10 protein-coding genes and 2 pseudogenes are annotated in these 12,090 nt (G+C 71.2%); 4 read left to right on the top strand and 8 right to left on the bottom strand.

Annotation, left to right across the window (positions count from 1 at the left end; all coding sequences use genetic code 11):
• The first annotated feature begins 5 nt into the window (after positions 1-5).
• Together ACZ62B_RS17995 and ACZ62B_RS17990 are read left to right on the top strand one after the other, a co-directional pair.
• The gene (locus tag ACZ62B_RS17995) at positions 6-2,171 is read left to right on the top strand and encodes a RecQ family ATP-dependent DNA helicase (protein ID WP_468886751.1); all 2,166 of its coding nucleotides are present in this window, start codon (positions 6-8) and stop codon (positions 2,169-2,171) included.
• 213 nt (positions 2,172-2,384) lie between these two features.
• Positions 2,385-2,999 carry a hypothetical protein gene (locus ACZ62B_RS17990; protein WP_073930654.1) on the top strand — a complete coding sequence of 205 codons (615 nt, stop codon included), beginning with the start codon at positions 2,385-2,387 and terminating at the stop codon, positions 2,997-2,999.
• A gap of 233 nt (positions 3,000-3,232) precedes the next feature.
• Here ACZ62B_RS17990 and ACZ62B_RS17985 read toward each other — a convergent pair whose 3' ends face one another.
• From ACZ62B_RS17985 to ACZ62B_RS17970, 4 genes and pseudogenes are all read right to left on the bottom strand, one after another.
• On the bottom strand, positions 3,233-3,832 hold the full coding sequence (locus tag ACZ62B_RS17985; protein ID WP_344567051.1) for a hypothetical protein: 600 nt from the start codon (positions 3,830-3,832) through the stop codon (positions 3,233-3,235).
• A 67-nt stretch (positions 3,833-3,899) separates the two neighbouring features.
• Positions 3,900-4,601 carry a ribonuclease HII gene (locus tag ACZ62B_RS17980; protein WP_468723097.1) on the bottom strand — a complete coding sequence of 234 codons (702 nt, stop codon included), beginning with the start codon at positions 4,599-4,601 and terminating at the stop codon, positions 3,900-3,902.
• A gap of 81 nt (positions 4,602-4,682) precedes the next feature.
• Positions 4,683-5,116 (bottom strand): annotated as a pseudogene (locus tag ACZ62B_RS17975) (TetR-like C-terminal domain-containing protein); the annotation flags it as partial.
• A gap of 9 nt (positions 5,117-5,125) precedes the next feature.
• On the bottom strand, positions 5,126-5,341 hold the full coding sequence (locus ACZ62B_RS17970) for a hypothetical protein (RefSeq protein WP_468881033.1): 216 nt from the start codon (positions 5,339-5,341) through the stop codon (positions 5,126-5,128).
• Between ACZ62B_RS17970 and ACZ62B_RS17965 the strand changes: the two are divergent.
• Positions 5,253-5,660, top strand: a pseudogene (locus ACZ62B_RS17965) (MFS transporter); the annotation flags it as partial. The gene ACZ62B_RS17970 and the pseudogene ACZ62B_RS17965 overlap by 89 nt on opposite strands.
• A gap of 298 nt (positions 5,661-5,958) precedes the next feature.
• On the opposite strand, the gene ACZ62B_RS17960 reads toward ACZ62B_RS17965, so the two are convergent.
• The 3 genes from ACZ62B_RS17960 to ACZ62B_RS17950 all read right to left on the bottom strand — a co-directional run bounded on the left by ACZ62B_RS17960 (position 5,959) and on the right by ACZ62B_RS17950 (position 8,282).
• Complete coding sequence (locus ACZ62B_RS17960) at positions 5,959-6,867, bottom strand: ADP-ribosylglycohydrolase family protein (protein WP_469691051.1); 909 nt, start codon at positions 6,865-6,867, stop codon at positions 5,959-5,961.
• Between the two features lie 31 nt (positions 6,868-6,898).
• Positions 6,899-7,558, bottom strand: a complete 660-nt coding sequence (locus tag ACZ62B_RS17955) for a histidine phosphatase family protein (protein WP_073930648.1) — start codon at positions 7,556-7,558, stop codon at positions 6,899-6,901.
• Positions 7,559-7,676: 118 nt separating this feature from the next.
• Positions 7,677-8,282, bottom strand: coding sequence for a YdbC family protein (locus ACZ62B_RS17950; protein WP_073930647.1), 606 nt, complete (start codon positions 8,280-8,282; stop codon positions 7,677-7,679).
• 157 nt (positions 8,283-8,439) lie between these two features.
• On the opposite strand from ACZ62B_RS17950, the gene ACZ62B_RS17945 reads away from it, so the two are divergent.
• Complete coding sequence (locus ACZ62B_RS17945) at positions 8,440-8,973, top strand: TerD family protein (RefSeq protein ID WP_469691047.1); 534 nt, start codon at positions 8,440-8,442, stop codon at positions 8,971-8,973.
• Between the two features lie 96 nt (positions 8,974-9,069).
• Here the strand turns inward: ACZ62B_RS17945 and ACZ62B_RS17940 are convergent, their stop codons facing one another.
• Positions 9,070-11,964, bottom strand: a complete 2,895-nt coding sequence (locus tag ACZ62B_RS17940) for a vitamin B12-dependent ribonucleotide reductase (RefSeq protein WP_344567060.1) — start codon at positions 11,962-11,964, stop codon at positions 9,070-9,072.
• Positions 11,965-12,090: the final 126 nt, after the last annotated feature.

Genomic DNA, 12,090 nt, shown 5'->3' with positions numbered 1-12,090 from the left:
GACCCATGGAGCACACGAGCAACGCGGATCTCCGCACGGCCGCCGACGCGGTTCTCGCCCGCCTCGTCGGGGACGCCTCGGGCGGGGCCCGGCTGCGCGAGGACCAGTGGCGGGCGATCGAGGCGCTGGTCGCCGACAAGCGCCGGGCCCTGGTCGTGCAGCGCACGGGCTGGGGCAAGTCCGCGGTCTACTTCGTGGCCACCTCGCTGCTGCGGGCACGGGGCAGCGGCCCCACCGTGATCGTCTCCCCGTTGCTGGCGCTCATGCGCAACCAGGTGGAGGCCGCGGCCAGAGCCGGAATCCGCGCCCGGACCATCAACTCCTCCAACAGCGAGGAGTGGGAGTCCGTCCAGACGGAGATCGCCGCGGGCGACGTCGACGTGCTGCTGGTGAGTCCGGAGCGGCTGAACAACCCGGACTTCCGCGACCAGGTGCTGCCCAGGCTCTCCGCCGCGACCGGGCTCCTGGTGGTCGACGAGGCGCACTGCATCTCCGACTGGGGACACGACTTCCGCCCGGACTACCGCCGACTGCGCACCATGCTCGCCGACCTCCCGGACGGCGTGCCCGTCCTCGCCACCACCGCCACCGCCAACGCCCGTGTCACCGCCGATGTCGCGGAACAGCTGGGTACGGGGGGCTCGTCGGACGCGCTGGTGCTGCGGGGCCCGCTGGACCGGGAGAGCCTGAGCCTGAGCGTGCTGCGCCTGCCGGACGCCGCGCACCGGATGGCCTGGCTCGCCGACCACCTGGACGAGCTCCCGGGCTCGGGGATCGTCTACACGCTCACCGTGGCCGCCGCCGAGGAGGTCACCGCCTTCCTGCGGCAGCGCGGGCACACCGTCGCCCCGTACACCGGCAGGACGGAGAACGCCGACCGGCAGCAGGCCGAGGAGGATCTGCTCGCCAACAAGGTGAAGGCCCTGGTCGCCACCTCCGCGCTCGGCATGGGATTCGACAAGCCCGATCTGGGCTTCGTGGTGCATCTCGGCTCGCCGTCCTCCCCCATCTCCTACTACCAGCAGGTCGGCCGCGCCGGGCGCGGTGTGCGGCACGCCGAGGTGCTGCTGCTGCCGGGGAAGGAGGACGAGGCGATCTGGGAGTACTTCGCGTCGCTCGCCTTCCCCTCGGAGGACCTGGTGCGCCGTACGCTCGACGTCCTCGCGCGCTCCGACCGGCCCGTGTCGCTGCCGGCCCTCGAGCCGCTGGTGGAGCTGCGCCGCTCCCGGCTGGAGACCATGCTCAAGGTGCTCGACGTGGACGGGGCGGTGAAGCGGGTCAAGGGCGGCTGGATCGCGACCGGGCGGCCGTGGACGTACGACGCCGAGCGGTACGCGTGGGTGGCGCGCCAGCGCAAGGCCGAACAGCAGGCGATGCGCGAGTACGCGGCGAGCACGGACTGCCGGATGGAGTTCCTGCAGCACCAGTTGGACGACGAGGGCGCCAAGCCCTGCGGACGCTGCGACAACTGCGCGGGCCCGCGGTACACCCCCGAGGCATCCTCGACCGCCCTCGAGGCGGCCCGTGTGGATCTCGGCCGGGCGGGCGTCGAGGTGGAGCCCCGGCGGATGTGGCCCACCGGGCTTCCGGCGATCGGCATGGACCTCAAGGGGCGCATCCCGGCGGGGGAACAGGCCGCTCGGGGCATGGCGTTGGGGCGTCTGTCGGACATCGGCTGGGGCAACCGGCTGCGTCCGATGTTCGCGCCGCAGGCACCGGACGGACCGGTGCCGGACGATGTCGCCCGGGCCGTGGTGGGTGTGCTGGCCGACTGGGCCAAGGGCCCCGGCGGCTGGGCTGCGGGAGCGGCGGACCCCCAGCCGCGGCCGGTGGGGGTGGTCACCCTCGCCTCCCGCAGCCGGCCCCGGCTGATCCACTCGCTCGGGGCGCGCATCGCGGAGATCGGGCGGCTGCCGCTGCTGGGATCGGTGGAGTACACGGGCGAGGCGCACTCCGCCTCCCGGAGCAACAGCGCCCAGCGCCTCAAGGCCCTCGACGGGGCACTGACCGTGCCGGCCGGGCTCGCCGCCGCGCTGGACGGGGCGCCGGGCCCGGTTCTCCTCGTGGACGACTACACGGAGACGGGCTGGACCCTCGCGGTCGCGGCACGCCTGCTCCGGCGGGCCGGTGCACAGGGTGTGCTGCCGCTGGTGCTGGCCGTACAGGGCTGATGGTTCGGACCACCCGGCGGGTGGGGATATTAGCCGTGGAACATCCGATACCGGGCCGCTGCGTCAATTGCTCGTTGCCGCATCCAAGTTCGACAGGAAGAATTGAAGGACGCACCCGCACGGCTCGCCCGCCGATCAGGTAGGGCTCTGTTGCGTGCGCGCTCCCCCGAATCCGACCCCGCCCGCAGTCCGGGCGTAGCCGAAGGGAGAACCGTGACCTTCGGATTCGCTCCGTCCTCGGCGGCATCGCTGTCGACGTCCGCCGCTTCCGCCAATCGTGTGCTCGAGCCCGCGGAGTGGGCCGCCGCGGGAATCCCGCTGCTGGGCAGTCCGCGGGAGGTCGTCAGCGGACTGCACGCCCGGCACCATCCCGGTCCGGCGACCGCGGTCGTCGCCGTGCTAGATCCGGACGAACGGGTGCGGGCGAGCGCGTCGTTCACCCGGCGTACCGCCTCCGCGGACGGCTGGCTGCTCCGCAATGTGCTGCTGTCCCAGTTGCGCCGGGTGATCCCGCACGACCTGCGCCGCCGCACCCCGGTGCGCACCGCCGTGCTGCTCTACTGCCGTGACGGCGACGCGCGCTGGACGGAGGAGGACGGTGCGTGGATGTGGGGGCTGCGGGACGCCTGCACCCTGCACGGGCTGCGCTGCGGTGCGTACATCACGCTGACCCGTGACGGGTGGCAGGTCCTCGGTGAGGGGCGTGGCGGCCGCCACCCCAGCGCCGGCTCGGCGCCGGAACCGTTCGCCACGTCCGCGGCACCGCCCCGGATACCGCGCACCGGTGGCGCCGCGTCGGAGGTTCTGCGCCGCGCGGCGGCACGCTGACATCACGGGACGCCGCCCGGACATCCGGGGGCCTCACGTGGTGGTGCGGGGCGGTCCGCACCACGGCACGGTGCGCCCGCACGAGACCGGACCCGGCCCGGTGCCGAGGCGGCGAAGACGCGAGAGCGTCGCCCCTCCGGTCCCGGGCACGCCGAGTCCCCGAGTCGTGCGGACGCCGCGACCGCGGCGTCCGTGTCCCCCTCGGTGTCCGGGCCGGACGCCTTGGTGACGGCTCAGACGCCCGCGCCCAGCACCGAGTTGATGCGCTGCGGGTCGCCGCAGACGATCAGCAGGGTGCCGGCCCGGGCGTGCGCCACCGACAGGGCGGAGGCGGCCGCGGATTCCGGGCCTCCGTTGACGGCGACCACGACGACGGGGCGCGCACCGGCGCGCTCGGCGGCCTTGGCGTCCGTGTAGAAGACGTCGTCACCGGCGTCGTGCTGGGCCCAGTAGGAGGCTTCGCCGAAGGACAGTTCGTGGGTGGCCCACGGGTGCGGGTCACCGGTGGTGATCACCAGCACGTCGCCGGGGGCGCGGCCCGAGTCCAGCAGCAGGTCCACGGCCTCTTCGGCGGCGTCGAGCGCCCCCTGGGCCGAGGCCGGGATCAACTGGAGCTGCGGGGTGGCCGCCGCGGGCGCGGGCGGGCCCGGGGGAACGGGCTTGGCCGCGTCGCGCGACGCGCGCTGCACCGGCGGCGCGGGCCTCGGCGGGCCGGGACGACCGGGACGCGACGGAGCCGCGGGGCGGGGACCGGGTACGGGGCGGGGGGTCGGCGCGGTGCGGGGACCCTGGGCACTCTCGTGAATCTGAGGCTCCTCGGGAATGAGAGGCATGGGTTGATTTTTATCAAACGTTGGTACGGCTCGCGCCGCCGGGTGGCACATGAGTGCGAGCGGTTCGTCAGAAGTCGAAGCCGAGCTGACCCTCGATTTCCGGAACGCGCCCTTCCGTCACGCTGCGGACCTTCTTGAGGTGCCGCCACTGGGGCAGCGCATCAAGATACGCCCACGACAACCGGTGGTACGGGGTGGGCCCCCGGACCTCCAGTGCGGCCTTGTGCACGGGCGACGGATACCCGGCGTTGTCCGCAAAACCGAAGTCTGCATGGTCGATGCCCAGTTCGGCCATCATTTTGTCGCGCTGAACCTTGGCGATCACCGAGGCCGCCGCGACGGCCACGCACGACTGGTCGCCCTTGATGACCGTACGGACCTTCCAGGGCGTGCCGAGATAGTCGTGCTTGCCGTCGAGGATCACCGCGTCCGGCCGGACCGGCAGCCCCTCCAGCGCACGCACCGCCGCCAGCCGCAGCGCGGCCGTCATCCCCAGGGCGTCGATCTCCTCGGGGGAGGCGTGTCCCAGGGCGTACGAGGTCACCCAGCTCCGCAGCGTCTCGGCGAGCTCGGTGCGCCGCCTGACGGTGAGGAGCTTGGAGTCGGTGAGGCCCCCCGGGGGCCGGCGCAGTCCGGTGACCGCCGCGCAGACGGTGACAGGACCGGCCCACGCGCCGCGCCCCACCTCGTCGACACCTGCAACGATCTTCGCCCCGGTCGTGGCGCGCAGAGAGCGCTCGACGGTGTGAGTAGGTGGTTCGTACGGCATGGCGCCCCTAGCGTACGCCGCCCGCGGCGGCCCGCGACACCCCGGCCCCCGAGCGGCGCCGACGGCTCGGGGAAACCGCGGTCAGGAGCCGGCCGACCGCGGCAGCGGGACCATCAACCGGTCGATCATCTCCTCCGGATCGACGTCCGGCCATTCGCTTCCGCACACCTTCGAGCGATACACCGTCCTCACCTGGACGACGTCGAGGACATATCCGTTCACCGCGTCGGCACGCACCTCTCTCCGCCCTGTTCCACGCTCGATCACGGCGCGCAGCATCTTGACGGTGGGCCCCACGACCCCTTCGAAGACGACGGCATGGAAGCGCTCGCCCCGGATCGTGTCACATTCGTGAATCACCGATCGCAGAGCGCATCCCGGCTGGGAGAACACCGCGTCGCGCACCTCAGGCACAGGTCCGACAGATCCTCGCGCACGCCGCCCAGGTCCGGCGCCTCGCCGAACTGCGGCAGTCCGGCCCGCAGCGCGTCCGCGACCGGATCCTCCTTGGACGTCCTCCATCGTCAGGCCGTTCCGGCGGGCCGCACATCCAGAACGCTCTCGAGTTCGGCACCACCGGCCTCGCCTGGGTGATCAGCGCCTGCACCCTGCCCTTCGGTGGCCTGCTGCCGCTCGGCATCTTCGCCGCGGTCGGGCTCGGCCCGGCAGACGCCGATCAGCTCCGACAGCTCGTATGGCGGCGGCATCCTCGGCCCCATGCCGATCTTCGGCTTCGGCACGGGACTGAACTTCGTGACGCTCACCGCGGTCTCCGGACCGGCCCTCCTGACGACGGTGTTCGGCACGGCCGGCAGGGACGAGGCGGAGATGCGGATCCCGGGCCTCCTCGCGGAAGGGACGGCGCAGCAGACGGAGTTCGCCCAGACGCAGCAACTGCCCGACCCCTGGGGCCACGAGGTGCTCACCGAGGGCATCTCCACCGCCTTCGTCCCGGCTGCCGCGATGCCCGTACTCCCCCTGGTCACCGCGTGGTTCGTCATCCGGGTCCGCAAGAGCGGCCTGAAGGCGCTGTCCGGCTCGGCCGGACCGGGCATGGGCCGAGAAGGGAACATCACGGGTCCGGCCCGGCGGCTCGCCGGCCGATGTCTTCGGACCCGGCGGGCGAGGGCCTGGCCGGCCCGCCCCCATCAGGGCGAGCAGAACCCCGAGCAACGCCTTCACGATCAGCACCACGGCTCCTCCCCCGTTCCCGCACGACGGACTCATCCACACGTGTCAGGCCCCATGCCTCACGCAGCGGATGTCTCGACAACGGACGACCGGTCACGGAGAGTTCCCGGCGCGCACGGAGAGTTCTGAACCCCGCCCCGGACGGGGCAGCGTTCAGCCCTCGTCCTCAGACCGCGGTCCGCATCCAGTCCGGCAGGGACTCGACCCGGTCGGCCCACTCGGCGGGCGGTGCCCCCGCCTCCTCGGCGGCGACCACGCCGCCCACGATCGCACAGGTCGTGTCGACGTCCCCGCCCACCTGGGCGGTCGTCCAGAACGCCCGCTCGTAGTCACCCAGGGACCGGGCCGCCGACCAGAGCGCGAAGGGCACGGTGTCATGCGCCGTCGTACGCCGTCCGCAGCCGAGCACGGCCGCGACAGTGGCCGCGTCCGCGTAGTCGAGCATGTCCCGGGCCCGGCGCAGCCCGGCGCCGACCGCGCTCCTTGCGGGCACCAGCGCGATCACCCCGTCGAGGAGGGCTTCCGAGCCGGGCGGCCCGCCGGGCGCGGCGACCAGCGCGGCCGCCGCCGCGACGGCCATGGCACCGACCACGGCCTCACGGTGCTGGTGCGTGGGGTAGGCGGAGATCTCGGCCTGATGGGTGGCCTGTTCCGGGTCGTCCGCGTACCAGGCGCCCAACGGCGCGATCCGCATCGCGGCGCCGTTGCCCCACGACCCCTGCCCGTTGAAGAGCGCGGCGGCGAGTTCCCGCCAGTCGCCACCCTCGCGGACCAGCCGCAGCAGTCGGTTGACCGCGGGCCCGTAGCCCCGGTCGAAGTCGTGATGCGTGGCGAAGGACCGTGCGAGGGCGTCCTGGTTGATCCGGTGGTGCGTGGCCAGGACGGAGACGACGGAGCACGCCATCTCCGTGTCGTCCGTCCACTGCCAGGGTGCCGGGGGCAGTTCGCGACGCTTGAGCAGCGGATAGTTCACCGGCACGAAGAACTGGGAGCCGAGCGCGTCCCCCACGGAGACGCCGCGCAGGCTGGCCAGGGCGCGGTCCAGGCGCCCGGCGGGAGAGGAATCAGCGGTCATCGCCCTGCCACTCTATCCGGTGACCCTCTGTCTATCCGGTGATCCCGTAGGGTTCCGGATCCCGCCAGCGCCCGAAGGGCCGGTCGAGGGTGTACTTGCCGTTCTCCCCCAGAACGAGCACGCGCATCTCGGCGTTCCCCGGGTTCGACAGCGACTCGAACTCCGCCACGGTCCAGTGGAACCACCGCATGCAGAACAGCCGCATGGCCAGACCGTGGGTGACGATCAGGACGTTCGGGGGGTGGTCGGGGGCCTCGAAGCTGCGGAACAGGCTCTCCAGGAAGCCGCCGACCCGGTCGTAGACGTCGGCTCCGGACTCCCCCTGGGCGAACCGGTAGAAGAAGTGCCCGTAGGCGTCCCGGTAGGCCTTCTGCAGACGCACGTCCTCACGGTCCTGCCAGTTGCCCCAGTCCTGCTCGCGCAGCCTCGGCTCCTCCCGCACGCGTATCCGACCCGGGTCGAGCCGGAAGGCGCTCAGCGTCTGGTGCGTGCGGCGGTAGGGGGAGACGTAGACGCTGACGCGCTCACGGCCGAAGAGTTCCCGCAACCGCTCACCCGTCTCCTCCGCCTGCAGCCTGCCCCGTCCGGTCAGGGCCAGGGCGTGATCGGGTTCGCGCTCATAGACGGAGTCATCAACATTGCCCGTTGATTCGCCGTGTCGGACAAGGACGATGCGCCGTGGTCGTGCCATGCCAAAACCCTAGATCGGGTGACGGCCGGACGAGCACCCGTGCGGGCCCCATACGGCGTAGGTCACACATGTCCCACACCCCGCGTCACACCGGTACGCACCGTTCCGCGTCCGGAGATCAGACCGTCCAGGCCGACTCCATCTCCACGATGTCCCCCGCGAGGGCCGCGACGTCGGCCTCCGTCTGCGCCCGCAGGGCGAGGCGCTCCACCCGCTCGGTGCGGTACTTGCCGTGCTCGGCGGCCGACCGCCACATCGACAGCACCAGGAACTCGTGCCCGGGCGCCTCTCCGAACAACCCCCGGACCATGCCGGGCGAGCCGGCCATGGCCGGGTTCCAGACCTTCTCCTGCATCAGCACGAAGTGCTCCGACCGCTCCTCGTGCACGCGGCACAGCGCCACCCTGAGCAGGTCGGCGTCCGTGAAACGCGGTTCGAAGCCGGTCTTCACGTCGAAGCGGTGGTCGAAGAGCCTGACCTGGGCGTCCTTGAACGTGCCCGACTGGGCCGAGGCGAGCCGGTCGTGGGAACGGGCCATGAACGAGTCGTAGAAGGCACGGCTCTCCCAGAAGGAGAAGATGTGCGCCACGTCCGGCCGCCCCCGGCTCCAGCCTCCGCCCTGCCCGCGAAACCCCGGCTCCCCCAGAAGCCCCGCCCACTTCCGCTGCCCCCGCTCGAACCCGCGGCGGTCCACCACGGTGCAGCGAATCCACTTGACCAGCACCGCGCCATCGTAAGGCCAGGGAGCGTGGCGCCGGTCACCCTCGGAGTGACTGCTTACCGCCGTCCGCCGCCACACGCGTGGCAGGATGGACAACCCGCCGGGAACGCCCGGCAATCGGGGTGAGCGGGCAGGACGGTCACGGGGAAGGGGAAGACTGGTGAACGGCCTCAACAAGGGCATCCGCAAGGTCGAGATCGCGCTGAGGTGGGACCCGAGTCCGTCGGGGCAGCCCTCCACCGACCTGGATCTCGTCGCCGCGCCCTACCCGGCGGGCGAGACGCACGACGCCCCCGCCTACGTGGTGCACTTCGACAGTCGTTCCCCCGACGGCACCATCACGCTCAACCGGGACAGCAAGGACGGCCAGGGCTTCGGCTACGACGAGGTCATGACGCTGGAGCTGGACCGGCTCGACCAGCGGTACGCGCGCGTGGTGGTCGGCGTCGTCATACAACAGCACCAGGGGCGGCGGACGTTCTCCGGGGTGGGCAACCCCGGTCTGCGCGTCCGCGAGGGCTACACCGTGCTGGCCGAGGACGACTTCGGCGGTGTCCTCGGGGCCACGGCGGCGACGGTCGCGGAGTTCGTCCGGGACGGGTCGGGAGCCTGGGAGTTCCGCCCCGGTGTCCAGGGGTTCGAGGGCGATCCGGCGGACTTCACCCGTGCGATGGGGACGTCGCGCCGGGCCTGACCCGCGAGAACACCGAGGGCGGTGGCGCCGGAACACCGGCACCACCGCCCTCAGCCGTTCCTCACACCCGGGCAGCGCCCGGGTGTGCCGGCCGCGTCAGCTGCAACCGCTGGTCGAGCCGCAGCCCTCGCAGATGTAGCAGGAACCGGCGCGCTGCATCTTCGTACCGCAGGAGAAGCACAGCGGGGCGTCCGCCTGGATGCCCAGCTGCATCTCGACCAGCTCGGCGCTGGTGTGGGCCTGCTTCGGGGCCGGCTTGGCCGCCTCGGCCTCGGCCTTCGGCGTGGCCACCGCCTTCAGCTCCTGGGCGCGCGGCGCCGACTGGGCCAGGCCCTCGACGTCGAGCTCGTCGTCGGACGGCTCGTACGAACCGGTCTCCAGGTGACGCTGACGCTCCTCGGCGGAGTGGATGCCGAGCGCGGAGCGCGTCTCGAAGGGCAGGAAGTCCAGCGCCAGACGGCGGAAGATGTAGTCGACGATCGACTGCGCCATCCGCACGTCCGGGTCGTCCGTCATGCCGGCCGGCTCGAAGCGCATGTTGGTGAACTTCGAGACGTACGTCTCCAGCGGCACGCCGTACTGGAGGCCCACCGAGACGGCGATGGAGAAGGCGTCCATCATGCCCGCGAGCGTGGAACCCTGCTTCGACATCTTCAGGAAGACCTCGCCGAGACCGTCGTCCGGGTAGGAGTTGGCGGTCATGTAGCCCTCGGCGCCGCCGACCGTGAAGGAGGTGGTGATGCCGGGGCGGCCCTTCGGGAGGCGCTTGCGGACCGGACGGTACTCGACGACCTTCTCGACCGCGGCCCGGATCGTCTCCTCGGCCTTCTCGGTGACCTCGGCCTTCTCCTTCTCCTTGGTCTTCGCGGAGAGCGGCTGGCCGACCTTGCAGTTGTCGCGGTAGATGGCGAGCGCCTTGACGCCGAGCTTCCAGGCCTCGAAGTAGATCTCCTCGACCTCCTCGACGGTCGCCGTCTCCGGCATGTTGACCGTCTTGGAGATGGCGCCGGAGATCCAGGGCTGGATCGCGGCCATCATGCGGACGTGGCCCATCGGGGAGATGGCGCGCTCGCCCATGGCGCAGTCGAACACCTCGTAGTGCTCCTGCTTGAGACCGGGGGCGTCGATCACATTGCCGTTCTCGGCGATGTGGGCGACGATCGCCTCGATCTGCTCCTCCTGGTAGCCCAGGCGGCGCAGGGCCTGTGGGACGGTGCCGTTGACGATCTGCATCGAGCCGCCGCCGACCAGCTTCTTGAACTTCACCAGCGCCAGGTCGGGCTCGACACCGGTGGTGTCGCAGGACATCGCCAGACCGATGGTGCCGGTCGGGGCGAGCACGGACGCCTGGGCGTTGCGGAAGCCGTTCTTCTCGCCGACGCGGACCACGTCCTGCCAGGCCTCGGTGGCGGCGGCCCACACCGGGGTGTCCAGGTCGTCCATGCGCACGGCCGTGCCGTTGGCGTCGGCGTGCTGCTTCATGACGCGCTGGTGGGCGTCGGCGTTGCGGGCGTAGCCGTCGTACGGGCCGACGATCGCGGCGAGTTCGGCGGAGCGGCGGTACGCCGTGCCCGTCATCAGGGAGGTGATGGCGCCGGCGAGGGCGCGGCCGCCGTCGGAGTCGTAGGCGTGGCCGGTCGCCATCAGCAGGGCGCCGAGGTTGGCGTAGCCGATGCCGAGCTGGCGGAAGGCGCGGGTGTTCTCGCCGATCTTCCGGGTCGGGAAGTCCGCGAAGCAGATCGAGATGTCCATCGCGGTGATGACCAGCTCGACGACCTTCTGGAAGCGCTCGGTCTCGAACGACTGGTTGCCCTGGCCGTCGTCCTTGAGGAACTTCATCAGGTTCAGCGAGGCCAGGTTGCAGGACGTGTTGTCCAGGTGCATGTACTCGCTGCACGGGTTCGACGCGGTGATCCGGCCGGACTCGGGGCAGGTGTGCCAGTTGTTGATGACGCCGTCGTACTGGATGCCCGGGTCGGCGCAGGCCCAGGCGGCCTCGGCGAGCTTGCGGAAGAGCGCCTTGGCGTCGACCTCCTCGATGACCTCGCCGGTCATCCGGGCGCGCAGGCCGAACTTGCCGCCCTGCTCGACCGCCTGCATGAACTCGTCGTTGACGCGGACCGAGTTGTTGGCGTTCTGGTACTGGACGGAGGCGATGTCGTCGCCGCCCAGGTCCATGTCGAAGCCCGCGTCGCGCAGGACGCGGATCTTCTCCTCTTCCTTGACCTTGGTCTCGATGAAGTCCTCGATGTCCGGGTGGTCCACGTCGAGGACGACCATCTTGGCCGCGCGGCGGGTGGCGCCACCGGACTTGATCGTTCCGGCGGAGGCGTCGGCTCCGCGCATGAAGGAGACCGGGCCGGAGGCGTTGCCGCCGGAGGACAGCAGCTCCTTGGAGGAGCGGATCCGGGAGAGGTTCAGGCCGGCGCCGGAGCCGCCCTTGAAGATCATGCCCTCTTCCTTGTACCAGTCGAGGATCGACTCCATGGAGTCGTCGACGGACAGGATGAAGCAGGCGGAGACCTGCTGCGGCTGGGGCGTGCCCACGTTGAACCACACGGGGCTGTTGAAGCTGAAGATCTGGTGCAGGAGGGCGTACGCCAGCTCGTGCTCGAAGATCTCGGCGTCGGCGGGCGAGGCGAAGTACTTGTGGTCCTCACCGGCCTTCCGGTACGTCTTCACGATGCGGTCGATCAGCTGCTTGAGGCCGGTCTCGCGCTGCGGGGTGCCCACGGCGCCCCGGAAGTACTTGCTGGTGACGATGTTGACCGCGTTCACCGACCAGAAGTCGGGGAACTCGACGCCGCGCTGCTCGAAGTTGACCGAGCCGTCGCGCCAGTTGGTCATGACGACGTCACGGCGCTCCCAGGCCACCTCGTCGTACGGGTGGACTCCGGGAGTGGTGTGGATGCGCTCGACACGCAGTCCCTTGCCGGCCTTGTTGCTCTTGGCTCGGGAACTCCGTGCCGGACCGCTCGCCGTCTCTGTCATGCCGCCTCCCTGTACGGGCAAAAACGCCCTGAAGTGCCCCGTTTGTTCCCGTGGCACGGTGTTCTGTCTGGTGCTGCGGGCGCATGCTCGTCTGCCCGCAACAGGTCTTCTCATCGCCGCCGCCCG

The organism is Streptomyces sp. NPDC053426 (assembly GCF_055585405.1).
This window is presented reverse-complemented; position numbering and strand designations above follow the sequence as displayed.